This window comes from Spirosoma liriopis (genome assembly GCF_023196085.1).
Classification (GTDB): Bacteria; Bacteroidota; Bacteroidia; order Cytophagales; family Spirosomataceae; genus Spirosoma; species Spirosoma oryzicola.
On the sequence record NZ_JALPRF010000013.1, the window covers coordinates 18,736 to 43,788 of the forward strand.

A 25,053-nucleotide genomic window follows, 5' to 3' on the forward strand; every position below is an offset into this window, starting at 1 on the left:
GTCGTTTTCCTTGCTTAGCCTTCGCTCAGCTTGTTCGATGCGGCTACGACAACCGAACGATTGTGCTGCGGTTGTCTAGGTAAGGTTTTTTCGACGCTTCGTTGCCTGACAACCCCACTCTTTTTCCTGCCCCGTCCCCACCAGATAAGAAAGCCCGTGATGGGTAAACTGGCGGTTATCAGCGCCACAATGAGCGCAATGATCTTGGTAGGCCAGCCAAGCATACTGCCCGTGTGAATCGGGAAAATAATCCGACGCGCTTTAAAGCCTCGGGTTTCGCCGTCGTACAACCGTTTTTTGATCAGATCGCCGGTTGCATTGTCAAAATACAGGAAGTCAACAATATTATCGATGGCTGCTTCTTCATTCCGTTTTGATACCGTTACGGCCAGACTATCGGTTTCCGGAAACGCGAACGTAATAGCTCCGGAATGGGGTAAAAGTCTATTCGTTTCTGCGTACATTTCCTCCAGAAGATCCGCACTTTTCAACGAGACTGACGACTGATTTGCGGGGGCTTCCCGCTTAGTCTGCGGTTTACCGTCAAAGGCGTAGAAAAGCAGGTTGTTGACCCATTTGTAACTCCAGATCAACCCCGTCGACGCGATCAGAAAAACAAACGGGAGTACGTAGAAACCGAAAATGGCGTGCAAATCCCAATTGAGCCGTTTGAACGAAGCACCCCATTTTACCGTAAAGCGCTGTTTCGCGTTTTTGCGATTCGGCCACCAGAGCACTAAGCCGCTAATCATAATGATCAGGAACGAAACGCACGAAATACCGGTGATGATCTTTCCCGTGTCACCCAAACAGAGGTACCGGTGCAGCCGCAGCACAACCGAAAAAAAGGCGTCCTGCTCCTGCCTTGCCTCCACGACTTTACCCGTATACGGATCAAGGGCGACAGCCAGTATATCTTTTGCTTTTTTACTCTGCTGAAGTTCAACTACAACCGTACGGTCGGGGTGCGGCTCGATGATAACGCGACTTAATTTTTTGCCGGGAAACTGGGTGGTTGCCGTTGTCACCAACTCGTCGAGGGGTACCCGTTGCGCATTATCGGGTGGCACGATGGTATGAAACCGGGCATCGATGATTGGCTCCAGCTCCTTTTCGAAAACGAGTAGCGACCCCGTAAGCGCCACGATAAAAACCACAAGGCCGGAGCCAAGCCCCAGCCATAAATGTAGTTTTGCTGCGATGTTTTTCCCTGTTGTTCTCACCGTCACCAGCTATAGAGTTGATCTGTTTTTAAGCCACTAGAATGTATAGGAAACAGTAGCCATAAAGTTACGGGGTGTACCCGGAAACAACCGCAAATAGTCGTATCCACCCACCCAGTAGGTCTTATTAGCCAGATTATTTAGATTCACCTGAAACTGAAACTTATCGATCTTGTAATAAACAGCCGCGTTCAGAAGCGTATAGCCCGGAATGGTCTGTGTATTGTTCAGCGACAGGTTACGTTCTGTCACAAAATTACCGCCCAAACCAATACCCAATCCGTTCAGCCCAGCCGACACGAACGTGTATTTGGTCCATAAGCTGCCTTGCTCTTTGGGCGCATTCGGTTTCTGCATATTTACCAGAACCTGATCGGCCGCTCGCGAGCCTGCATCCGTAATCTTGGCGTCATTGCGACTGTAGGTAGCGATCAGACTCCAGTTGGGAAGGATATTGCCCGTTACGTCAACCTCTACCCCTTTTGCCCGCTCCTGTCCGATCTGGATCATCAGGTTTGGGTTATCGGCGGCATTGGCCGAATAAAGCGTATTCGTTTGAGTTATGTCGTATACGGACAGGTTAGCGGTTAGTCGTCCGTCCAGCCATTCGCTTTTTAACCCAACTTCCTTCAACGTGCTTCGGATCGGGTCAAACGGACCGCCCGACAACGGATCGCTTTGCACCGTAGCATCCTGCGGGTTATAACCAGTCGTGTAGGTTCCGTACAGATTTACGTTTTTCGTTACGCTGTATACCGCCCCGATCCGTGGTAAAAAGGCGTGCTGCGTAACATTGCTTTCGGTGCTGGTGGTATAGCCTTTTTTGTCAATGTACGTGTCATAGCGAAGACCGAGCAGAATTTGCAACCGATCAATCTTTACCTGTTCCTGCAAATAAATACCATGCAAGGAGTAGAAAACGGGCGTAGTTGACGCATTGGTCGTGACATTGTAGATGTACTTGGTAGGATCTTCCAGTTGGTTATTCTGGAGCGTCAGGTCGTAATGCGATACGTTTGGTTTCGGAATGCTCCGCATAACGCCGTTGGCCGTATAGTTGTAAAACTGATACAGGTCCGGACGTTTTGCATTGTACGCTGCGGCTCCACCGGCCTTCAGCAAATACCCGTTGGCGGTTTGCTGCCCTGACCCTTTAGGCGTTGTCGACTGGATATAATCATAGCCAACAACAAATTTATGCTCCGCCCGACCCGTGCGGAAGTTATGGTTCAGGAACAGCGAGACATTATCCATGAACGATTTGGTCTGCCGCACAAAAACCTGCCGGGCTACCAGGTTGTCAATGGCTTTCCCCGCCGAATCGATGGCGTTGACGTTGCTGCTCCGGTGTTCCAGCAAATCTTCCGTGTAGCCCGTACGAAGATAAGCCATGTTGAACGACGTATTGGCACTAAATTGATGGTTCAGCGAGGTCGTGATCAGATAGGTTTCTTCGTTCAGGTAATCGTTGACGGCGTTGAGCGACGTAGCCGTTGAGCTGGAATACAAATCGTTTCCTTTTACCGATTGCCCCCGGTCAAGTCGGCTGTTCGACTTGTTGTAAACCAGGTCAAAGTTGATGCGGGTTTTGGTGGTCGGCAGGAATGACACCGAGGGCGCAATAATGATGTTTTTGTCGAACTGAAGATTTCGGAATGACTGCGCGTTCACGTAACCCAGATTCAGGCGGTACAAGAGCGTTTTGCTTTCGTTCATCGGGCCGGTGAAGTCGGCCAGCACACGCATGGTGTTGAAGCTGCCCGTCGTGAACAGAAGCGATTTCTGCGGAGTCGTCAGCGGTTTTTTCGTGACCCGGTTGATCGTCCCCCCCGGCGACGAATTGCCGTACAGGGCCGAAGCAGCGCCTTTGACTACTTCGACGCGCTCCAGGTAGTTGACGGGTGGCTGTTTCCAGAACCCCGAAAAGGTGCGGAGTCCGTTAAAGAGTTGGGTAGTGCTACCGCCGTTCATGCGAAAACCACGAATCGTCAGGTCGTCGTAGAACGTAAACTGGTTCACACCGCTCATATTTTTCACGGCATCGCCCATAGTGAAAGCGCCCTGATCGCGTAGCACTTCCTTGGTGACGTAACTCACGGCCTGCGGTACGTCTTTTAACGGAGTAGCCGTTTTGCTGGCAATAAATGAGATGTCGTTCTTGTACGTCGTTTCGCGACGGCCCACGATTTCAACGGTTTGCAACTCCTGCATAGCTTCCTGAACGGTTAGGTTTAGCGTTACGGTTTGCTGCTCTGCCAGCGATATTGTACGGCCAAGCGTTTGGTAGCCAACGCCGGTCGCGACGAGTTGGTACGATCCTGCGGATAAACCTGAAAACGTAAATTCACCGGATGCGGATGTAATTGTTCCTTTGCCTGTACCTTTTAAAATGATGTTAATTGCTTCAACAGGGTCACCGCTTTCATTAGAAACCCGGCCTTTTATCAGTCCTGTCTGCGCAAAACACAGACAACTGCTTAGGATAAGTAAACAAGTAAACGAGATTTTCATTAATTAGAATGATTGGTGGTATTCTGCAAGAGCCCAAAAGTAGTTTATTTAGATTAATTACAGATAGGGTGTCCAATTATTCTTGTTTATGTAGTATTTATACCTAAAAAAGGTATACATCGATTGCTGATTCAGGCTGATACTGTGGCTCTCCGCCGTTGTCTTAGCCAACTACTCTACTTAGACCAACGAGTATACTTACCTAGTCTAAAAACAAAACTAGCGACCCATAACGAGTCGCTAGTCAACAGGTAGCTTGCTTGTAATCGATTAGTTTTGCTCAGAGCGGGAGTTCCCAAACCGACGGTTGTTGCCGCTTCTGCCACCCGTGTTCGGAGCGCTCTTGGTATCGCTCCTCCCCCGCCGGAACGAGTTGTTGTTCGATGGACCGTTCGGGCGGCTCTTACCGCCACCACCTCCTCGATTGGCATTCCCGTTTCGGCCTTGTGCTTGCCGGGGCTGGGCGGGCGTAACAGCCGCCGTTGCTACGTCGAGCACGTACGGATGATCTTCCACAACCGGTACGCGCTTACCGATCAGCTTATGAATATCTTTCAAAAAGTCCGTTTCCTCTTCATCGCAGAACGACAGCGCAATGCCATCATTTCCCGCGCGGCCCGTCCGACCAATGCGATGGACGTACGTTTCGGGAATATTCGGAAGTTCGTAATTAATAACGTGCGATAGTTCGTCTACATCGATACCACGAGCCGCAATATCGGTAGCCACCAGCACGCGTGTCTGACGACTTTTGAAATTTGTCAGGGCGCGCTGACGAGCGTTTTGTGACTTGTTGCCGTGAATGGCTTCGGCCTGAATACCAGCCTTGAGCAAGTCTTTGGCTACTTTGTCGGCTCCGTGCTTGGTACGGGCAAACACAAGCGCTGAAGCAATCCGGTTATCGTTGAGCACATGAACCAGTAGCTTGCGCTTATTTTCCCGTCCCACGAAGTAAACGGCCTGCTGAATCGTATCCGCCGTTGACGAAACAGGCGTCACTTCAACTTTAGCCGGTTTGTTCAGAATGGTATCGGCTAATTTAGCCACATCGGGTGGCATCGTTGCCGAAAAAAACAGCGACTGCCGACGCTCCGGTAAACGAGCGATGACTTTTTTCACATCGTGGATAAAGCCCATATCCAGCATCCGGTCGGCTTCGTCGAGCACGAAAAACTGAACATCCCGCAGCGATATAATGCCTTGATTCATCAAATCAAGGAGTCGGCCGGGCGTTGCGACTAGTACATCGATGCCATTTCGAATCGTGTTGACCTGACTATGTTGTGAGACGCCCCCGAAGATAACCGTATGCCGCAGATTCAGGTAACGCCCGTAGGCAGCAAAGCTCTCGTCAATCTGAATGGCTAGCTCACGCGTGGGTGTCAGCACAAGCGTTTTGATCCGCCGGGGTCCCGTCGGGTTCTTACTTCGTTCTTCGTTAAGCAGTTGTAAGATAGGAATCGCAAAAGCGGCCGTTTTACCCGTACCGGTCTGAGCACATCCCAATAAATCCCGGCGACTCAGTAAAACAGGAATAGCTTGCTGCTGAATAGGCGTTGGATTCGAGTATCCTTCTTCGGCGAGCGCCTTCAGGATGGGGTCAATTAAATTTAAATCGGAAAATTGCATGTATTGGCTGGACGTCGAATGCCGGATGTTTGAAGGTAAGCTGTTTTGGCTGAACCGACAGCCCCGCTTCCAACGGCCAACGTCTGAATGAAAGTTGTATTTTTATAACTGTTGTAACGCAAATAAAGTGCCATTGGGCAAAAAGCCGGAAGCGGAAACTGCAACAGGACCGTTACAGCTTCCGCTTCGTGATGATCGTTCAATTGGTTAGCCCATTTACGTAACGATCTGTAAAACTGGCTTTATTCTTTAGTCGTAGATGCTTCCGGCGGTTTTCTCGACAATACCTTTCGGCAACAACCAGGCCATCAGTTTACCAAGCTGGTTGAGTACCCCCGTAACCACTTCGGCCTTACCGGCTAGTGTAGCGTCCACGGCCTGAAGCGCTACCTCTTCGGGCGTCATGTTAACCCGTTGTGCGGCTTTCCGGCCTTTGTCTCCGATTTGCGCACGGTCAACAAAACCGGTGTCGGTAGAACCAGGGCAAACGCAGGTTACCGAAACCGACGAGGATTTCAGTTCCTGCCGAAGTCCGCGGCTAAACTGAAGGACAAACGCTTTGGAAGCGGAGTACAAACTCAGTTTGGGGATTGCCTGATAAGCAGCTGAACTACCGATATTCAGAATATAGGCTTTGGACTGCTGACGAAGTTGCGGCAGAAACAGGTAGGTCAACTCCACGAGCGTCGTCATGTTCACTTGCATCATGTCGATATGCTCAGCCAGCGCGTGTTTCTCAAACGGTCCGCTTAATCCGTAGCCCGCATTGTTGACCAGAAACCGAACTGGGTAATTCTTCGTCTGGCACCAGTCGAATACTTGTTGAGCGGCTCCGGCTTGGGCCAGATCAGCGGCAAAAAAATCAGTCTTAATCCGGTGGGACGTTGCCAGCCGCTGCGCAATATCCTGCAAGAGCGATTTCGAACGGGCAACCAGTAGCAGATCATATTTACGACGAGCCAGTTCTTCGGCAATCGCCAGACCAATGCCTTTACTGGCTCCCGTAATGAGGGCGTAAGCCATAAATCCGTCTTTAACGATTAACGGTCCGGTGAGGGAGTCTTAGTCTTCAGTTTTAGCGCAAGTTGCCGCTAGGAGCAACTAAAAACTGGAGACTAACAATCGCTACACCAGACCGTTAAAGACTTAAATATTTACTTTGGAGATAAACCGGTGGTAAAATGGCGTTTTGCTGTGCTCATTTTTAGGCATGTATTTGCCCGTCACAACCGGTACGTACATAACACGACGACGACTCGCTTCACCAACGTGGGGTGACTGCTGCGCCCGGTGCCAGAGACGGCCATCATGAACGCTCAGATCACCAGCGTTTATGTCGAAGCCGATTTCCTGCTTGTCCGGTTCGTTGTCCACGAAGTACTTTTTGCGGAAGAGCATTTTAAGAATGCCCTGCTTGTGCGTACCTGGAATAACGCGTAACCCACCATTTTCGTAAGGTGTAGCGTTCAGGTGAATCCCTACGTTCAGCATCGGCATGATCCGCTGACCCAAGAAGATGTCGCGGGGGCTATCGGTATGCCAACCCATTTGCGAGAACTTACTGTTCGGCGTACGAACGTAGTGATTGAGGATAAGGCCGTCTTTTTCAATTTCGGCAATGCGGCCCTCGTAAGGCTGCAACAGATCCACGACGGCTTGCAGACGCGGGTCCTGCAAAAATTCGTGAAGCGCGGTGCTGTGCTGCGAGAGGAAGCACATCCGCTGAATCATCGAGTTACCGGCTTCATCCTGACCAAATTTCAACGGTACTCCGTTGACTTTGTCACGGCCTTCGGCCAGCCACTCCTTCTCGATGCGTTCAACTTCACTGATGAATAATTTGACCGTTTCAGGATGAATGAAATTACGAAAAACGATCACGCCATGCTTATTAAAAAACTGACGTTGTTCTGGGGTAATGGTTTCGCCCAGCGTAAAGGGCGGTAAATCGATTTTGCTCATATCGGTGGTTTACAAACTCGGAGTCTCCGTTTTAGGTTCCAACCGGTGGTCACGCGCTGTCAGACAGACACAACCTTAATGGTTTATTAAAGCCCAAATCTACTAAATTTACAATTTTCCGATTACTTTGCCGGCATTTAATTAATCTGACTTTAATTAACGGTTCGTTCATTACCCGTGCCTGCATTTACTACTAGAATACCCATACTGCTGTTAGTCAGCATGTTGTCTGTTCATTCAGGTATTCTATTTGCTCAAACTGACAGCCTTTCTTTACCGGTTCAAGCACTAAAGGCAAAAGACGCAGAAACCCGCCATACCCTAATTTTACCATTAGTGGCCCGGTCAATCGAAACAAATTGGTCCGTTGGTATAGCCGGATCATTTACGTTTCGCTTCAATCGGCTCGACACCGTCGCCCGAACCTCTAACACGCAGGCGCTGGTTTTATACTCACTGCGAAAACAATTTATCACGGCTGTTAACGGAACAACTTATTTTCCCGGTGAGCGGTACATCCTCAATCACCAATTGTCTTACAGTTACTTTCCCGATAAGTTCTGGGGATTAGGAAAAGTAGCACCCGATCAGAACGAAGAGGCTTACACTTTCCGCCAGTACTACGTTTACCTGCACCTGCAACGAAAGCTGAAAGAACGTTTCTTTGGTGGTATCCTTTACGAGTATCAGCGCCTGCTGGCCGTTGATCATCAGCCCGGTGGGTTGTTCGATCAGTTGGACGTGGTCGGTCGCGATCCGTATTACATTTCCGGGGCTGGTCTCAGCCTAACGTACGACACGCGCAACAATGCCTTCGCGCCGGATCAGGGCTCGCTGATGCAGGTCTTCTTCAACCACTTTTCACCCTGGTTTGGTTCACAATTTCGGTATACGGCTTACGCCGTCGATCTGCGCCGGTTTGTGCGGCTGTATCGCCAACAGGTACTGGCCGTGCAGGCGTACGCGCAATTCAACGCGGGCAATGTTCCGCTCCGCAGTCTGGCCAGCTTTGGCGGCTCGAACAGCATGCGGGGTTTTTACGACGGTCGCTTTCGGAGCAAAAATCAACTTGTTCTACAGGCGGAATACCGCGTACCGATTGTAGGCCGAATTGGCGCCGTAGGCTTCCTTGGTCTCGGCAACGTCGGCGATCACCTGCGCGATCTGAACTTGCAGGAGCTTAAGTATTCGTACGGAGGTGGTCTGCGCGTAGCCTTGAACCGTAAAGAGCGGCTCAACCTACGGGTTGACTACGGTTGGGGGTTTGGCGAAAGCACGTCTCACGGCCTTTATTTTCAACTGGGCGAAGCTTTCTGATCAACGGGATGCTCGACATTGTTCCAGCCGCTCAAGGCCATCCATTTGCCTACTCTGTAGAGCGGATACGTAAAGACAAAAGCGCCCAGTACGTCAATTGTATAATGCACATGCTGCACCAGCAATAAGGTACCCACAATCAGGGAACCAATCAACGCAAACAACCGGTCCCACTTTCGGCGCAGGCACAAAAACATCAGAAAAATACTGGACGTGTGCCCGGAATAAAACAGATCTTTGGTGATGTATGTCTTGCCGTAAAACGCATTGCTCAGCGGGTCGATAAGCGGGATCAGGCCCACCGGCGGGTCGAGCGGAACAAGCGTAATGCTTATCATTCTGGACAGGCTAATGATAAGATAGCCATACACATACATCATAAACACAGCCGGACTAAACCGTGCCCGGATCAGCAACAGCAACGCGGTTGCCCAGATGATCAGAAAGATCCACAGCGAGACATCATTGGGCGGAAGCTGGTTAAGCACCCAGTCGTGTAAAACGGGGCCCGTGTGCTTCTCGATTGTCTGAAAGAAGTAAGGGAATGCCAGCAGCAATACAGTGACGCAGCTCATTCCAATGAAAAACTTTCGGCGAAATATGGGTGATTTCCAGGCTGCCTGCCAGACTAGATCGCCGGTTGGATTAGGTGAAAGTATAGACATTCTTGCCGTAAAGGGGCGCGAAGCGACAAACGCGCCTTGTAGTATTCATTTCAGATTATAGGTTAACTGATTTATCGAGGGTTCAGTTACTAAAGCGGTATCTTATGTGTATTAGGCCATTTCGCCAGACAAATCCTGCTTGAATTGATCGGTAATCTTCGGCAGTCCTTAACTCAATTAACTCGAAATCGTCTAGACCATCAAAAGCCGCCAGATCCCTGAAATCAGTAACAGTATCAGGCCGATTGGCGTCAGGACTTTCCAGCACAAAAACATCATTTGATCGACGCGAACACGCGGAAATGTCCAACGTACCCACATTTGCAGCAGCACCGCTAGAAACACCTTTGACAGTAACCAGAAAACAGCGGTTACATTACCCCAGATCGTGCCGGGAGCGCCACTAGTCCAGTCGGCCAGCCGAACCGGTCCTATGTTGGGCAACGGAGTATTCCAGCTACCCAGAAACAGGACAGCGCCCAAAAACGACACCAGCAGCATCATGGCGTATTCGGACAGGTAAAGTAAGGCAAACCGCATTCCTGAATACTCGGTATGAAAACCACCTACGATTTCCGATTCACCTTCCGGCAAATCGAACGGCGCCCGATTCGATTCAGCCAGGGTACAGATAAAAAACACGACGTAAGCGACCAGTAGAAACGGGTTGCGAACGATGTTCCAGGTAAAGATTCCTCCCCAGTTTGTTACATCGACGCCCAGGGGCTTGAGGCCAAAGAGATAGTTTGTTTCAGACGAAAAAATGCCTTGCTGAAAACTGATCTCCTGTAAGTTAAGCGTCTGACAGATCATCACGGCGCTGAGGATCGTTAGCCCCAGCGGAATTTCGTACGATATAATCTGAGCTACTGAGCGCATAGCCCCGAACAGCGAATATTTGTTGTTGGACCCCCACCCGGCCATCAGGATGCCGATCACGTCGAAGGAAACAATCGCCATCAGGTAAAACACGCCAACAACGGCACCAGAACCCTGCAAATCGGGGGTGAGCGGCAGTACGGCAAAGCCCGCAAAGACCGAAGCAAAAATTACCGCCGGAGCAAGCAGGAACAACCGCCGATCTGCCGCTGCCGGAACAATGTCTTCTTTCTGAAGCAGTTTCAACAAATCGGCAAACAGCTGTAGCAATCCCCACTTACCCGTCTCCATCGGGCCAAGTCGGTCCTGCATAAAGGCCGAAATCTTACGTTCGGTGTAAACGCCGACCACCACAAAGCCGGAAGCAACAGCGAGAAAAATGGGGAGAGCCAGCATACATTATCCTATGACGTCATCACTGTGCATTTGTAGTCATTGACTGTACTGTTCGATGAATGACAATCAACGACTACAAATAACAAAGAATGACTAAAATTCGGCTGTTTTGGGCGCGCGGGGGAACGGTATTACATCACGAATGTTACCCATGCCGGTTACGAACAGAACCAGCCGCTCGAAACCGAGGCCAAAGCCAGCGTGGGGAGCCGAACCAAACCGGCGCGTATCCAGATACCACCACAACGCTTCGGGCTCGATGCCTACTTCCTGCATCCGGGCAACGAGCTTGTCGTAGTTATCTTCACGCTGCGAACCACCGATGATCTCGCCAATTCCGGGAAATAAAACGTCCATCGCCCGAACGGTTGGCCCCGGAGCCGCGTTCGACTCCTCGTCCTGTTTCATGTAAAACGCCTTGATCTCACGGGGATAGTTCGTCAGGATAACCGGCTTTTTGAAATGCTTCTCGACCAGGTACCGCTCGTGCTCCGACTGTAAATCGACACCCCAGCTAACCTCGTACTGAAATTGCCCTTTCTTGGCGGGTTTCGAGTTGACCAGAATATCAATAGCATCGGTGTACGTCAGCCGGACAAACTCGTTGCTGATAACGAACTGAAGTTTATCCAGCAGGCCCATGTCGCTCTGCTCTTCTTTCTTCTTGGTTTTCTCTTCTTCCTTGAGCCGGTTATCGAGAAACGCCAGATCGTCAGCGCAGTTTTGCAGGGCGTACCGGATTACCGTCTTGACAAAATCCTCGGCCAGGTTCATGTTATCTTCCAGCTCGAAGAAAGCCATCTCCGGCTCAATCATCCAGAACTCAGCCAGGTGGCGGGTCGTATTCGAGTTTTCCGCGCGAAATGTCGGTCCGAAGGTGTAGATTTTACCTAACGCCATAGCGCCCAGCTCGCCTTCCAGCTGCCCCGAAACGGTCAGGTTGGTTTCACGACCAAAAAAGTCCTGGCTGTAATCAACCTTGCCTTCTTCGTTGAGTGGTGGTTTGATGGCGTCAAGCGTCGTCACGCGAAACATTTCGCCCGCTCCTTCCGCATCGGATGCGGTGATGATCGGTGTGTTGAGGTAATAAAATCCGTTATCGTTGAAGTACTTGTGTACCGCAAAGGCCAGCGCGTGACGGATACGCAAAACAGCGCTGAATGTATTCGTCCGTGGCCGCAGGTGAGCGATCTCGCGCAAAAATTCCAGCGAGTGACGCTTAGGCTGCAACGGGTATTTATCGGGGTCAGCCGGACCGTAAATCTGGATAGAAGCTATTTTGACTTCTACAGCCTGCCCGGCTCCCTGCGACTCAACCAGCAATCCGGTGACAGCCAAGCAGGCTCCGGTCGTGATCAGTTTCAGAGTGTCCTCAGGAAGCTGACCGGTCTCAGCAACGGCCTGAATCGTATGGATGGTTGACCCATCGTTAAGGGCAATAAATACCGCGTTTTTACTTTCCCGCTTGGTGCGGACCCAACCCTTGATGGTCACTTCAGTACCAACGGGTAATGTTTTTAATACGTGCTGAATGGGTAAATAACTCATGCTGAAACGGCAACCGGATAGTGTTCGGTCTGCAAAAATACGGATTGTCCTTCGAAATCGCCCACTTTAATCGCAATGTGAAGGTTCGTTCAACAAAACGCATCTTTGTGCGTATACAGGTTCTGAAACACATTTATGATCAAATACCCCATTTTGTATAAGTCTTTGGCGCAACTCTTACACAAATGTTTACCGCAATTATTATTTATTAAATAAAACCGCTGAATATCAATTTGTTTATTGATCTTTGACGTATAATCACATCAGTTATTATTGGTTAGTCAATAGCTCGGTTAGCAAAAGCTGTTAGGAACGGTCATTGAAAAGTGATTCTGACAAGTTTTTGGGTCTCTTAATTTATTTAGGTACCCGGTTACGTCTGCTGATTTTATTTTTCACCCTGTTCCGATCATGTTTTACACGTCTAAATCGTCCTTTAATCTCGAAGTCATCAACTACGAGAGCCCACGAGGTGGCCCCACGCTGGAAGACAAAAATCTGCTGCTAACGTGCCTGCAACTGGTTGATAAAAACCGACGTTGGGAAACCATCGCGCCTATTCTTCACACCTGGGAAGTTAAGCACTTGATTGGCTGGCTGAGCGATATCCTCGGCAGTCGCGATGTTCCCAATAAGCTTAGCTTTTCGGAACCCTGTCTGGTCATTCAACTAACGGAATGCTCTCCGCAAAAGGACCGATTCTGCTTTCGTTTTTTACTGTCCTACGAAGCGACTCCGCCCTGGTGGGCTATGCCACTTGACGATCCTTACCCGCTCATCATTGAGTGTAATCGAACTTCCATTGCAGAAGCTATCGGTCATCTTTCCAGTCAGCTGGCACTTTTTCCAATTCGCAATTAGCGCTAAAGCATAATTCGGCTTCTGTTCACAAATACAGATTAGTCAGCCTTTTTTGTATCGATGCCTGTCGGTATCAGCCATAGGATTCAACTACGCCCGAACATCCCGAGCAGATTTTATTCTATTAGCGCTTGGTACTAAATTTTTCTTCGGCAGTAGACAGAGTTTATCACTCTTTACTAACTTTCCGTGCTTGCTGCCGTTATAGCTCTACGCATACACGTATTTCCTAATGCCACTTACACTCTACATCGTTCGGCATGCCAAGGCCGAAGACCGATCTATTTTAATGACCGATCACAGTCGGGAGTTGACCCCCGACGGTATCGTAGCAGCGGCCCGCATCGGTCGTTATTTGCACGACAAAGCCGTAAATCCCAACGTTATTATTAGCAGTACCGCTTCCCGAGCCAAGGATACCGCTAAAGTTATCGCCGAACAACTGGGTTTTGACCCAGCCAACATTCAACTGGACGACGAGTTGTTTGACGGGGGCCCTAAAGCATACCTTGCTGCTGTCAACGCGTTACCTGCCAGCGCCCAATCCGTGATGATCGTAGGCCATAACCCGGACGTATCGTATTTTTCCGAATTTTTGACGCATCAAAGTGTTGGCTCCATGAGCAAAGGTGCCGTTGTAGCTGTTACCTTTGACGGTATTTCCTGGGCAGAGGTTTCCGGGCGAACAGGCAGCATTGCCTATGAGATTTCCCCTAAACAACTACCGCAGGATTCGTAACTTACGGTGTATGCAAGCGAGACAGTATGCTCGTACACCTAAAAACGTCTGTTCTCTGTGAACCGCAATCGTCGCATCTTCATCATCGTCTTTATTACGTTTACGGCTATCGTCATTTTTTTTGCCATCGACATGGCCAGCCGGACCACCGCCCCCTGGAACAAACGCCGGGAAGTTGAACGCGCTTTGCCTATTCAACGGGATGGCACGGCAATCGACACGGCTGTGACAGACGACGATACCCTACTTAGCCGCTAGCCCTATGCTTCACTTAACCGCCGTTCATCATATTGCCATCATCGCTTCGGATTACACGGTGTCAAAGCGATTCTACACCGAAATTTTAGGACTGACGATAGTAAACGAAGTACACCGCGCAGAACGCCAGTCGTATAAGCTGGATCTAGCACTGAATGGTCAGTACATCATTGAGCTATTCTCGTTTCCGAATCCGCCCAAACGCCCATCCCGACCGGAAGCGGCTGGTCTACGACATCTGGCTTTCGCCGTTCAGGACCTCGACGCTGCCGTTGCTCACCTAAACCAGCAAGGCGTGGCAACAGAACCGATCCGTATTGACGAGCACACGGGTCGGCGTTTCACGTTTTTTGCCGACCCGGATGATCTACCGTTGGAGTTTTACGAAGAGCCAGTCGTAGTGCATTATGTGTACAGTCAGGAATCTTTCTGATTCCTGTTTCTTAAAGTACATTCGTCAATACGTCAACCAACGCATCAACGTCAGCCGGGGTGTTGTAAAGGTGCGGAGCGATACGTAGGGCACGGGCCCGCGCCGAAACAGCTACTTTCTGGGCCAATAGAGCTTGTTGAACCGCCATCGGGTCCGCATGTTTGGGTAACCAGAGGCCAACCAGGTGGTGACTGCGTCCCTGACTGCCGTTTACGGGTTCGACATGGCAGCCAAGCTTCTCCAGCGCAGGCCACGCAGCTTGGGTTAGTTCGTTGGTGTAGGCCTGAATGCGCTCCGGCTGCCAGTCAACCAACTGACTCAACGCAGCCTCCAACATCGGCATCTGGATAAAGTGAGATTGTTCGCCGACATTGTAGCGATACGCTTTTGGCCGATACGCTGGCTGATAATCCATCAGACGGTGAAACTGATTACTATCCAGTCGGTTCATCCACCCTTCTTCCAGCGGAACTCCGTCGTCGAAAGCAGGGCCAAAGTACGCCAGTCCCAGCGAATACGGTCCCATCAGCCATTTATAACCCGCGCAGACAAGAACGTCGGGTTGAACGGCTGTCAGATCGAACGGTAAGGCTCCGACAGCCTGCGTACCATCTATCGCAAACCACGCACCGACTTCCCGCGCTCGTTTACCCACCGCTTCCAGATCGAACCGAATACCATACATCCAGTGTACGGGCGGCACCATGACCAGTGCAGTATCCGGTCCGATTGCGTCGAGCAGTCGCTCATTCCAGGTCGGCCCTTTCGGAAATTCGTCGGGCATCGGCACCGTTTTGATCGTCAGATTCAGCTCTTTGCTAACACGATCCCAGGCGTATACATCACTCGGAAATTCGCTTTCGACCAGAACAATGGTTTGTCCGGCGCGAATACCGGGCTTCTGAGGCAGGTTACGCGCCACTATTGCCATGCCATACGATACCGATGGCACAATAGCGATACGGTCCGGATCAGGATTGTTGATCAATTCGGAGAACAAGGACCGAACACGAGTGGCTCCGCTAAAAAAATCATCGGGCCGAAGACCAAACGGATTTGTATCCCGGCTAATCGCATCGTGTCCGGCTTGCTCGGCCAGCTTACTCAACGGAGCCCGGGTCGCGCAGTTTAAGTAGTGAAGTCCTTCCGGCAAGCTAAACCGGTGTTTCTGTGTATTAAGTGGAGTATAGTCAACGTTCGGCATACTAATTGAAACAAATAACTCAATTTAAAACTTCGTTGGTCTATTTTGGCATAGGTTTTGTTTATTATTTTTACAATATTTAAACACCGTAACTTTCATGACGACTTTATTGGGAATCGGTTCCCGGATTAGCCACGCTGAGTTTGGCGATGGCGTCATCATTAATTTAAAAGCAAGCGGTTATACCATTACCTTTTTGAACCAGGGTGTGAAGGTACTCAAATTTGATACGCCCTTAACCGTCATTGAAGCCATTGAGCCCGATGATGATCTCATTAGCTTATTCGACGTGGAGCAGGCGCTAAACCGAGTTCTGAAGCGTTGGGCGACGGAGGCAGGGTCCGATCACACCGAGGTTGTTCCGCTAGGCGACAAGTGGAAAGGCGGCAAACTAATTTTAAAGCCGGGACGGACGGATCTGGTCCAGAAAGAAATGCCTATTGATGCGTTCTTTCATAAGATCGTCATGGTACGCGACCGGCTTCGTGTACTCGAACAACGGGTCAACGCCAGCAGGCTTGACGATGAAGAAAAGATTAACATTCAACAGTATATCACGAAGATATACGGTAGTCTGACTTCGTTCAACCTGCTCTTTAAGAATCAGGAGCAACAATTCGTCGGCGAGAAATCGCTCACCGAAGCATGATATTACAGTAAATTTTGGGTTAGTAGAATTGAGGTTCCCCGCTGTTGTTTCGACGGCGGGGACTTTTTTTGTCCGGGAAATATAATGCTGATACTGAACGTGCTATTCGTTTGGTCGGTCATCCTTTTCGGCGACCCGCTCTCGGGTGAAACTCGCGGAGTGTCTGTTGCAGATAATCACGGTCGAGGTGGGTGTAGATTTCGGTAGTCGTAATTGACTCGTGGCCTAACATTTGCTGAACCGCCCGCAGGTCAGCACCGCCTTCGATCAGGTGTGTGGCAAACGAGTGCCGGAACGTATGGGGACTGATGTTTTTTTTGACGCCTACTTCTGCTGCTAATTTTTTTATCGTCGTAAAAACCGAAATCCGGGACAGTTGCTTGCCGCGCAGATTAAGAAAAATAGTATCCTCGTCGCCTTTCTGAACAGCCAGTGTCGAGCGTACGTGGTCCACGTAGATACGTGTGTAATGCATCGCATCTTGGCCAATGGGCACCAGTCTCACCTTATCTCCTTTGCCCAGCACCCGAATAAATCCAGCGTCAAAGTAGCAGTTAGTCAACCGTAAGTTGAGCAGTTCGGATACGCGCAGGCCCGAACTGTAGAGCACTTCGAGCATCGCCCGGTCGCGGGTTCCGCCGGGCGTCGACAAATCGATGACGGACAGCATCGCTTCGATTTCGGGGAAACTAAGCGTATCCGGCAGCTTCCGACCCAGCTTCGGCGCTTCCAGCAATTGCGTCGGATCGTGCTGAATCAGGTTTTCGAGCAATAAATACTTGAAAAACGATTTTAGTCCCGACAACATCCGCGCCTGGCTATGCGCCGACAAACCCAGTTCACCCAGGTATTTCAGAAAATTCATTAACTGCTTCTCCGTCACCTGCATGGGCGATAGGCTTGGGTCGGTCAGCAGGATGTATTCGTACAGTTTTTCGGCATCGTGCAGGTAAGCCTCCACGGAGTTTTCCGACAGCGACCGTTCGAGTTTAAGGTAGTTCTTGAATGCGTTTATATAACTTTGCCACATACAGGGAGCCAGAACGCTCACGTTCAGGTAAGCTTACATACTTCGTTTACTCTACTGTCGGACATTGCTATCCGGGTTATTTTATGAAACAGATCCTCATCATCAACGGTCCAAATCTGAACCTGCTGGGAAAACGAGAACCGGGCATTTACGGAAACCGCTCGTTTCTGGATTACCTGAGAACGCTGGAAGACCTGTTTCCTGATGTGCAACTTCGTTATTTCCAATCGAACCACGAGGGTGATCTGATCGATAAAATTCACGAATTAGGTTTCGACATCGACGGAATCGTTATCAACGCCGGGGCGTACACGCACACCTCCATCGCCATCGCCGACGCGCTTTCTGCCGTTACGGCTCCGGCCGTCGAAGTGCATATCTCCAACGTTCACGCCCGCGAATCGTTCCGGCACCACAGCTATTTGTCGGCCAAATGTAAAGGTATTATCGTTGGGCTGGGCCTCCAGGGCTACGAAATGGCGGTCCGCTATCTGATCAGCGAACCGGTTGCCGCCAACAACAAGTAACGTTTTATCTACCTACTAAATCGAACGGCTGGCTGACAGCTGCTCACGGCCATGATTACGTTTTATCCCGGACCATCGAAAGTGTACCCGCAGGTAGCCGACTACGCGGTCGATGCCGTGCGCGAAGGCATTGTTAGTCTCAATCACCGCAGCCCCGGTTTCATGACGATCGTGCAGGATGCGGTTCAACTGCTGCACGAAAAACTCGCCATCCCCGCCGATTACCACATTGCGTTTGTATCATCTGCTACGGAATGCTGGGAAATTGTAGCGCAATCGTTAACGGAACAGGCCAGTCTGCATCCTTATGGCGGTGCTTTCGGCAAAAAATGGGCGGAGTACGCGTACCGCATCAAGCCACCCGTCGCGCTTAATCAGGCTGATGTGTTGTGTCTGGTACAAAATGAAACGTCAAACGGTACGCAGATCAGCATGGAAACGCTCGCCCAGTTTCGGCGTGATTTTTCCGGCACGGAAGGATCAGCCCTGATTGCGGTCGATGCCGTTTCGTCGATGGCGGGTATCTCATTCGACTGGACGCTGGCCGATGTGTGGTTTGCGTCGGTTCAGAAATGCTTCGGTCTACCCGCCGGACTGGCGGTGCTGATCTATTCACCGGCAGCGCTCCGGCGGGCACAGGAAATCGGCGAAAACGATCATTACAACAGCCTGCTGTTTATCCACGAAAATTTTTCCAAGTTCCAGACGCCTTACACGCCCAACGGCCTCGGTATTTACCTGCTCATGCGGGTTTTGCAGCAAGTGCCGCCCATCGCACAGGTCGATGCTATCACCAAAAAACGAGCTGCGGCCTGGTACGCTTTTTTTGAGCAGGAAATGACCGCATCACCGTTCCGATTGCTGGTTACCAATCCGGCGGAGCGTTCCGATACGGTGATCGCCGTTGAAGGCTCCGAAGCAGATATCAAAGCGGTCAAGCAAGCGGCTCAACAGGCGGGCATCATGCTCGGCAACGGCTACGGCGATTGGAAAACGACAACGTTTCGGATCGCCAACTTTCCGGCCATTACCGATGGCGAGATTGAAACCTTACAACAATTCCTTTTGTCGTTTCGGGCCTAAGCAAGTAGAATGACAGCATACGATTATGTTCAACCTGAAAGAAATCGCTTCGGTTACCCTTATTTTATTCTCGGTTATCGATGTCATTGGCTCCCTGCCCGTGATTATTGATCTGCGCAAAAAAGTCGGCAAGATTGAGTCGGAGCAGGCAACCGTGGTGTCGGGCGTGCTCATGATCTCATTTCTTTTCGTCGGCGAACGCATCCTCAAACTCTTCGGTGTCGATGTGGCTTCGTTCGCCGTAGCGGGCGCGCTGATTATTTTCCTGATTGGTCTGGAAATGATTCTGGGCCGAACGATTTTCAAACCAGACGAAGCCAGCACAGGCGGAGCAACGCACATCGTCCCGATCGCTTTCCCGCTGATTGCCGGAGCCGGTACGTTGACGACCATCATCTCGCTTCGCGCTGAGTATCAGACCATCAACATCATCATCGGTATCTTGTTGAATCTGATATTGATTTACGTCGTTCTAAAATCATCGGGCTGGCTTGAAACGCGTTTAGGATCGGGCGGGTTGGCCGTTATTCGTAAAATATTCGGTATTATCCTGCTAGCCATCGCCATCAAGCTGTTTAAAACCAACCTGATCGCCGATTTCTAGACCACTGCTTAGCTCGTCAGTTAGCGATCGTATCGTTTCAAACGCGCTGTCAACGCATAATCCCACAATAAACTAATTTATTAATCATCGTTTGATGACATCATTGTAATCCGTTCATCAACGTAATCACTGTTTAGAATGCACTCACCTGACTCACTTACCCAGGTTGCGGAATTTCACCGCACGTTTCATGCGCCCGTACTCGATACCCCACAGATCCCGTCCGAAGGCCGTTGTCAACTGCGCGTGGCGTTGCTGGCCGAAGAACTGGACGAATTTCGGGATGCTATTGCCGCTAACGACATTGTGGCGGTAGCCGATGCGCTTTGCGATCTGCAATACGTACTGTCGGGGGCGGTTCTCGAATTTGGCCTGGGTGATAAATTCAAAGCCCTGTTCGATGAAGTACAACGATCCAACATGAGCAAAGCCTGCCTGACCGTCGAAGAAGCGGAAGCAACGGTAGCCCAGTATCAGGACAAGGGCGTTCCCTGCCACTTCATCGAGTCTGACGGAAAGTTTCTGGTGTACCGGGATGCCGACCACAAAACCCTTAAAAGCATCAACTACTCGCCCGCCGATTTAGAAACGGTGCTTAACAGCCAATCGTAATGCTTACCCCTGCTTCATCAACGCTCGAAACAACTGTTCGTCGGCGTATCGACTATAAAACCAAACCCCTCGGTGCTTTGGGACGTCTGGAAGAATTAGCGCTTCAGATTGCCCTGATCCAACAGACCGAAACGCCCGTATTGACAAATCCGCACCTGCTTGTTTTTGCGGGTGACCACGGCCTGGCGGCAGAAGGCGTTAGTGCCTACCCTGCCGATATCACCTACGGCATGGTTAAAAATTTTATTGCGGGCGGAGCAGCCATTAACGTCTTCTGTCGCCAGAACGGGCTGCAATTGCTCGTCTGTGATGTAGGCGTCAACGGCTCGTTCGAAGAGAATACCGAAAGCTTCGTCAAATACAAGATCCGGCCCGGCACGCGCAACATGCGCTACGAACCCGCCATGACCACCGACGAGTGCGAAGCCGCCATTGACGCGGGGAAAACGCTGGTCAACGGGGTTCAGTACCGGGGTTGCAATGTGATTGGCTTCGGCGAAATGGGCATTGGCAATACCTCACCAGCCGCTTTGCTGATGCATCGCTTAACGGGGCTCCCGCTGGACCAGTGCGTCGGACGCGGCACGGGCCTGACCGACGAAGGACTAGCCCGCAAACTGGCTATCTTACAGGAGGTCGCCACCCGACACGCCGATCAGACGGAACCAATGGCTGTTTTAACGGCGATGGGCGGTCTGGAAATAGCGGCTATGGTCGGCGGGATGCTACAGGCGGCCGAGAACGGCATGGTTATTCTGGTCGATGGGTTCATTGCCACAGCCGCTTTACTGGTCGCCAATGCACTGAATCCGTCGGTACGTCAGCACTGCATTTTCTGCCACCAGTCCGACGAGACGGGGCATAAACAAATGCTTTACTTCCTGGAAGCCAAACCCTTACTTTCGCTCGACCTGCGGCTGGGCGAAGGAACCGGCTGCGCGCTCGCTTACCCGATCGTTCAGGCCGCTGTTGCGATGCTCAACGACATGGCAACAATGGACATCCTGACCTAAATCCAGACCGAGAAAGCCTGCGAATCAGAAACGATAAATTCCCAAACAGCGTGCGACTCTTCTTTACCGCCCTTATGTTCTACACCCGGCTGCCGGTGCCAAAGTCCATCGATCACTCGGCGGAGGCACTCAATCGGGCAACGATGTTTCTCCCGCTTATCGGCTGGCTGGTGGGCGGTATTGGGGTTGGCGTATACTGGCTCGGCACGGTGCTATTTCCACCGGCCTACCTACCTGTGCTGTTCAGCATGATCGCAACGGTATGGGTAACAGGTGCTTTTCACGAAGATGGATTTGCGGATGTCTGCGACGGTTTCGGCGGTGGCTGGACAAAAGAAAAAATTCTGTCGATCATGAAAGACAGCCGCCTGGGAACGTACGGAACCATTGGCTTAGGCTTGTTGCTGGCGGTTAAATTCTTTGCGCTCCAATCGATGCTGAGCGTTGAACCGTTTGGCTGGACGGTTGTCCTTAAATATATATCAGCTCACAGCCTGAGCCGCCTAACAGCCACAACCGTGATTCGTGCGCTACCCTACGCCCGCGAAGACCTCGACGCGAAAGCGAAGCCCATTGCGCAGGGTATTACAACGGGTCAACTGGCCTTGGCTACGTTGTTTGGGCTCTTACCCTTGATGGCGCTCGTCCTCTACACGACCCTCTGGATTTATCTGCTGTTTCTGATTCCGCTGGTGCTCATACGCTGGCGGCTCGTGTGGTTTTTCAACAAGTGGCTTGGCGGCTACACGGGCGACTGTCTGGGCGCTACGCAGCAGCTTACGGAAGTGGTTGTTTATCTGTCGTTTGTATCGTTATTGTGGATTTCGGTTTAATCACTAGCCGACTCACCCAAAAAACCCTTTATCCCTTGTCATCATGGATGTTTATCTGATTCGTCATACCGAAGTAGCCGTCGGGCGAAGTGTTGCCTATGGGCAGTCGGACGTTGAACTGGCCGATACGTACGAAGAACAGCGCGACCGCTTAATCAAGCACTTACCCGACGATCCGATGGCTATCTTTTCGTCGCCGTTGCGTCGTTGTCAGCAGCTCGCTACCGATCTGGCCGCTACGTTTGCGCACGGCAGCCAGATCGAAACCGCTCCCGGTCAGACCGCCGTGGTAGACGCACACCCGCCCCTGGTACAATTGGACGACCGACTAAAGGAGTTCTTTTTCGGCGATTGGGAAATGATTCCCTGGGCTGACATTGGCCGGGCCGCGCTCGATCCGTGGATGGCTGATTTCGTAAACATCAAAACCCCGAATGGCGAAAACTTCAACGATGTCTTCGAACGCGTGGGTGATTTCTGGCGCACTATGGTCCTGCCATTAGCGCAAACCCAACCCACACAGCCCGTATTTGTTGTCTCCCACGGCGGGGTGATTCGGGCTTTGCTTTGTCTGTTTCTGGATTTATCCCTTCAAAATGCTTACCGCATCAACCTGGATTACGGCGCGGTTACCAAACTGACCATCACCGAGTCATCGTACACGATTCAGTACATCAATCGCTAAGCGCTTATGATGTCGTCGTGTCCGTGATGTCGTCAGGTGCGTGATGTCGGCGGGGCCGCCCGCACGGTTCTCAAAACCGACCCTTGGCGTCAGCAATCCGTGTCGGTTTTGAGAAACCGACACCACGCGGGCGGCCCCGCCGATACCACGGAAAAATCGACATCACAAAAAGCTTCAGTAACAACTGAACAAGAGTTCCAAGCGGATCAGGGTACCCCGCCGTAACGACAAACAGCGTATCTTCGTCCTTAAACCGGAATTTCGGTAAGTAATTTCGCTGGGTAACCAGTCCATTCCCATTCGTACTCCATAATGATCCATCAGCGTTTTTTCCTTTGGGCAGCTGTTTTAGGGCTTTTCGTTCACCAGGCAACTGCTCAGACACCCGCTCCGTACGGTGCGGTTCCGTCGGCCCGTCAGTTGGCCTGGCACCGGATGAAATACTACGCCTTCGTCCATTTCAACATGAACACGTTCTCCAATGAAGAATGGGGACACGGCACCGAAAAACCAGCCATGTTCAACCCTACCCAGCTCGACTGTCGGCAGTGGGCGCGTGTGGCGAAGGAAGCGGGTATGGAAGGCATCATCATCACGGCCAAACACCACGATGGCTTTTGCCTGTGGCCTTCGAAATACACTGAACATTCGGTTAAGAACAGCCCCTGGCGCGATGGTAAGGGCGACGTATTGAAAGATTTGTCGGCAGCCTGTAAGGAGTATGGCCTTAAATTCGGCGTTTACCTTTCCCCCTGGGACCGCAACCACCCCGCCTATGGAACACCCGAATACAACGAGATCTTTAAAAAGACGCTTCAGGAAGTACTGACCCAATACGGCGACGTGTTTGAGGTGTGGTTTGATGGGGCCAACGGCGAAGGTCCTAACGGCAAAAAGCAGGTTTACGACTGGCCGGGTTTTGTGGCTACCGTTCGACAGTTCCAGCCCAACGCCGTTATTTTTAGCGACGCGGGCCCCGACATTCGCTGGGTGGGCAACGAGGATGGCTACGCGGGCGAAACCAACTGGGCCACACTCAACCGCTCCAAAGTATACCCCGGTTATCCCAACTACTGGGAGCTGACACCGGGTCACGAAGATGGAACCGACTGGGTACCCACCGAAGTCAATTGCTCGATCCGTCCGGGCTGGTACTACCACGCTAATGAAGATGACAAGGTAAAGTCGCTGGAACATCTGGTCGATATTTATTACAGCTCCATTGGCCGCAACGGCAACTGGCTGCTCAACCTGCCCGTAGACCGGCGGGGACTGGTTCACGAAAATGACACCAAACGGCTGATGGAGCTGAAGGCCTACACCGATAAAGCATCGAATAACCTGGCGGGTGGTAAGAAAATAACCGCCAGCAGCTTGTTCGGCAAAGCATCGACGTTTGCGGCCAGCAACGTGCTGGACAAAAGCCGGGATACCTACTGGGCCGCAGCGAACGGCACCACCCAGGCTACCCTCGACATCGATCTGGGCAAGCCGACCACGCTCAACCGACTGCTTATCGAAGAATACATTGCGCTGGGGCAGCGCGTGAAGAAATTCTCGGTGGCGGCCTGGCAGAATGGCAAGTATCAAACCATTGCGCAGGGAACGACTATCGGCAACCGGCGCATTCTACGATTCCCAGCCGTGACGACGAGTAAACTACAGATAAGCATTGACGAAGCGAAAGCGAATCCGCTGATCAGCAACGTCGAAGTATACAACGCTCCCGAACTGATTGTAACCCCCGTTATCAGCCGGAGCAAAGACGGGATGGTCACCATTGCCTGCCCCCGAACGACTGACCCGGTCATTACGTACACCACCGACGGATCGGAGCCTACCGCCCAGAGTCCGCGCTTTAGCCAGCCCTTTGCGATGCCTACGGGTGGCACCGTAAAAGCCCGCGCTTTCGTGGACAACATGAAACGAGCCAGCAGCCCCGTTACGACTGAGTTTGACATTAGTTCGGCGAAATGGAACGTTGTTTCAGCGGGTGGTTCAGCTTCTGGCAAAACAACGGATCGGCTAATCGATGGTAACCCCGCAAGTTTCTGGCAACAGCGGAAAACCGGTGAAACACCAGCTTCGGTGGTACTGGATCTAGGTGAGTCCTTGCCGTTGCGTGGGTTTACGTACGTACCCCGTCAGGATGGTAAAAAAGACGGCATTGTGTACCGCTACGCCGTTTCGGTCAGTCAGGACGGTCAGACGTGGTCGGCTCCGGTCAGCCAGGGCGCATTCAGCAACATTAATAACAATCCGGTCAAACAGACGATACGGTTTGATCAGCCGCAAACGGGCCGTTACCTGAAATTCGACGCGCTCGAAACGACGGGGGCCAACGATACCACAGTTTCTATTGCCGAACTGGGTGTTCTGACCCGGTAAAGTG

The 25,053-nt window shown here is 51.3% G+C and carries 24 protein-coding genes; 14 read left to right on the forward strand and 10 right to left on the reverse strand.

From position 1 onward, the window contains the following. Positions 1–14 precede the first annotated feature (14 nt). The 5 genes from M0L20_RS28915 to M0L20_RS28935 form a co-directional block, all read right to left on the reverse strand. Complete coding sequence (locus tag M0L20_RS28915; protein ID WP_248480742.1) at positions 15–1,223, reverse strand: PepSY-associated TM helix domain-containing protein; 1,209 nt, start codon at positions 1,221–1,223, stop codon at positions 15–17. Between the two features lie 36 nt (positions 1,224–1,259). After that, complete coding sequence (locus tag M0L20_RS28920) at positions 1,260–3,734, reverse strand: TonB-dependent receptor (RefSeq protein WP_248480743.1); 2,475 nt, start codon at positions 3,732–3,734, stop codon at positions 1,260–1,262. A gap of 270 nt (positions 3,735–4,004) precedes the next feature. After that, entirely contained in the window at positions 4,005–5,363 is a 1,359-nt protein-coding gene (locus M0L20_RS28925; protein ID WP_232562107.1) for a DEAD/DEAH box helicase, read from the reverse strand. A gap of 249 nt (positions 5,364–5,612) precedes the next feature. Further along, positions 5,613–6,386: an SDR family NAD(P)-dependent oxidoreductase gene (locus tag M0L20_RS28930; protein ID WP_248480744.1), complete on the reverse strand. Its 774-nt coding sequence runs from the start codon at positions 6,384–6,386 to the stop codon at positions 5,613–5,615. Between the two features lie 123 nt (positions 6,387–6,509). Next, positions 6,510–7,325 carry a phytanoyl-CoA dioxygenase family protein gene (locus M0L20_RS28935; RefSeq protein ID WP_232562105.1) on the reverse strand — a complete coding sequence of 272 codons (816 nt, stop codon included), beginning with the start codon at positions 7,323–7,325 and terminating at the stop codon, positions 6,510–6,512. A gap of 336 nt (positions 7,326–7,661) precedes the next feature. Between M0L20_RS28935 and M0L20_RS28940 the strand changes: the two genes are divergently transcribed. Further along, positions 7,662–8,642 (forward strand): BamA/TamA family outer membrane protein, encoded by a 981-nt coding sequence (locus M0L20_RS28940; RefSeq protein ID WP_248480745.1) that lies wholly within the window; start codon positions 7,662–7,664, stop codon positions 8,640–8,642. Here the strand turns inward: M0L20_RS28940 and M0L20_RS28945 are convergent. The 3 genes from M0L20_RS28945 to asnS all read right to left on the reverse strand — a co-directional run bounded on the left by M0L20_RS28945 (position 8,621) and on the right by asnS (position 12,130). After that, positions 8,621–9,307 carry a sphingomyelin synthase family protein gene (locus M0L20_RS28945; RefSeq protein WP_248480747.1) on the reverse strand — a complete coding sequence of 229 codons (687 nt, stop codon included), beginning with the start codon at positions 9,305–9,307 and terminating at the stop codon, positions 8,621–8,623. The two genes, M0L20_RS28940 and M0L20_RS28945, sit on opposite strands and share 22 nt — an antisense overlap. A gap of 192 nt (positions 9,308–9,499) precedes the next feature. After that, positions 9,500–10,582 (reverse strand): complex I subunit 1/NuoH family protein, encoded by a 1,083-nt coding sequence (locus M0L20_RS28950; protein WP_248480750.1) that lies wholly within the window; start codon positions 10,580–10,582, stop codon positions 9,500–9,502. 93 nt (positions 10,583–10,675) lie between these two features. Next, positions 10,676–12,130 (reverse strand): asparagine--tRNA ligase, encoded by a 1,455-nt coding sequence (gene asnS, locus M0L20_RS28955; protein WP_232562101.1) that lies wholly within the window; start codon positions 12,128–12,130, stop codon positions 10,676–10,678. A 411-nt stretch (positions 12,131–12,541) separates the two neighbouring features. Here asnS and M0L20_RS28960 point away from each other — a divergent pair, with 411 nt between their 5' ends. The 4 genes from M0L20_RS28960 (at position 12,542) to M0L20_RS28975 (ending at position 14,421) form a co-directional block, all read left to right on the forward strand. Continuing rightward, complete coding sequence (locus tag M0L20_RS28960) at positions 12,542–12,991, forward strand: WapI family immunity protein (protein WP_232562100.1); 450 nt, start codon at positions 12,542–12,544, stop codon at positions 12,989–12,991. Between the two features lie 232 nt (positions 12,992–13,223). Further along, entirely contained in the window at positions 13,224–13,730 is a 507-nt protein-coding gene (locus M0L20_RS28965) for a SixA phosphatase family protein (protein WP_232562099.1), read from the forward strand. Between the two features lie 57 nt (positions 13,731–13,787). Then, positions 13,788–13,988 (forward strand): hypothetical protein, encoded by a 201-nt coding sequence (locus M0L20_RS28970; RefSeq protein WP_248480752.1) that lies wholly within the window; start codon positions 13,788–13,790, stop codon positions 13,986–13,988. Between the two features lie 4 nt (positions 13,989–13,992). Then, positions 13,993–14,421: a VOC family protein gene (locus M0L20_RS28975; RefSeq protein ID WP_248480754.1), complete on the forward strand. Its 429-nt coding sequence runs from the start codon at positions 13,993–13,995 to the stop codon at positions 14,419–14,421. 10 nt (positions 14,422–14,431) lie between these two features. Here M0L20_RS28975 and M0L20_RS28980 read toward each other — a convergent pair whose 3' ends face one another. Next, positions 14,432–15,625 carry an aminotransferase class V-fold PLP-dependent enzyme gene (locus M0L20_RS28980; protein WP_248480756.1) on the reverse strand — a complete coding sequence of 398 codons (1,194 nt, stop codon included), beginning with the start codon at positions 15,623–15,625 and terminating at the stop codon, positions 14,432–14,434. A 97-nt stretch (positions 15,626–15,722) separates the two neighbouring features. Between M0L20_RS28980 and M0L20_RS28985 the strand changes: the two genes are divergently transcribed. Beyond that, complete coding sequence (locus tag M0L20_RS28985; RefSeq protein WP_248480758.1) at positions 15,723–16,274, forward strand: DUF8685 domain-containing protein; 552 nt, start codon at positions 15,723–15,725, stop codon at positions 16,272–16,274. Between the two features lie 118 nt (positions 16,275–16,392). On the opposite strand, the gene xerD is transcribed toward M0L20_RS28985, so the two are convergent. Beyond that, positions 16,393–17,304 (reverse strand): site-specific tyrosine recombinase XerD, encoded by a 912-nt coding sequence (gene xerD / locus M0L20_RS28990; RefSeq protein WP_232562094.1) that lies wholly within the window; start codon positions 17,302–17,304, stop codon positions 16,393–16,395. A gap of 83 nt (positions 17,305–17,387) precedes the next feature. Here xerD and aroQ point away from each other — a divergent pair, with 83 nt between their 5' ends. From aroQ to M0L20_RS29030, 8 genes are all read left to right on the forward strand, one after another. Then, positions 17,388–17,831, forward strand: a complete 444-nt coding sequence (gene aroQ, locus M0L20_RS28995; protein ID WP_248480760.1) for a type II 3-dehydroquinate dehydratase — start codon at positions 17,388–17,390, stop codon at positions 17,829–17,831. 51 nt (positions 17,832–17,882) lie between these two features. Beyond that, complete coding sequence (locus tag M0L20_RS29000; RefSeq protein ID WP_248480762.1) at positions 17,883–18,914, forward strand: aminotransferase class V-fold PLP-dependent enzyme; 1,032 nt, start codon at positions 17,883–17,885, stop codon at positions 18,912–18,914. Positions 18,915–18,939: 25 nt separating this feature from the next. Continuing rightward, entirely contained in the window at positions 18,940–19,518 is a 579-nt protein-coding gene (locus M0L20_RS29005; protein WP_232562091.1) for a MarC family protein, read from the forward strand. Positions 19,519–19,656: 138 nt separating this feature from the next. Continuing rightward, positions 19,657–20,130 (forward strand): nucleoside triphosphate pyrophosphohydrolase family protein, encoded by a 474-nt coding sequence (locus M0L20_RS29010; RefSeq protein WP_232562090.1) that lies wholly within the window; start codon positions 19,657–19,659, stop codon positions 20,128–20,130. After that, complete coding sequence (gene cobT / locus M0L20_RS29015; RefSeq protein WP_248480764.1) at positions 20,130–21,143, forward strand: nicotinate-nucleotide--dimethylbenzimidazole phosphoribosyltransferase; 1,014 nt, start codon at positions 20,130–20,132, stop codon at positions 21,141–21,143. The genes M0L20_RS29010 and cobT overlap by 1 nt, the downstream gene beginning before the upstream one ends. Before the next feature lie 50 nt (positions 21,144–21,193). Further along, the gene (locus tag M0L20_RS29020; RefSeq protein ID WP_354004304.1) at positions 21,194–21,976 is read left to right on the forward strand and encodes an adenosylcobinamide-GDP ribazoletransferase; all 783 of its coding nucleotides are present in this window, start codon (positions 21,194–21,196) and stop codon (positions 21,974–21,976) included. A 43-nt stretch (positions 21,977–22,019) separates the two neighbouring features. After that, on the forward strand, positions 22,020–22,661 hold the full coding sequence (locus tag M0L20_RS29025) for a histidine phosphatase family protein (protein ID WP_232562088.1): 642 nt from the start codon (positions 22,020–22,022) through the stop codon (positions 22,659–22,661). A 312-nt stretch (positions 22,662–22,973) separates the two neighbouring features. Continuing rightward, positions 22,974–25,049, forward strand: a complete 2,076-nt coding sequence (locus M0L20_RS29030; protein WP_248480765.1) for an alpha-L-fucosidase — start codon at positions 22,974–22,976, stop codon at positions 25,047–25,049. Positions 25,050–25,053 lie beyond the last annotated feature (4 nt).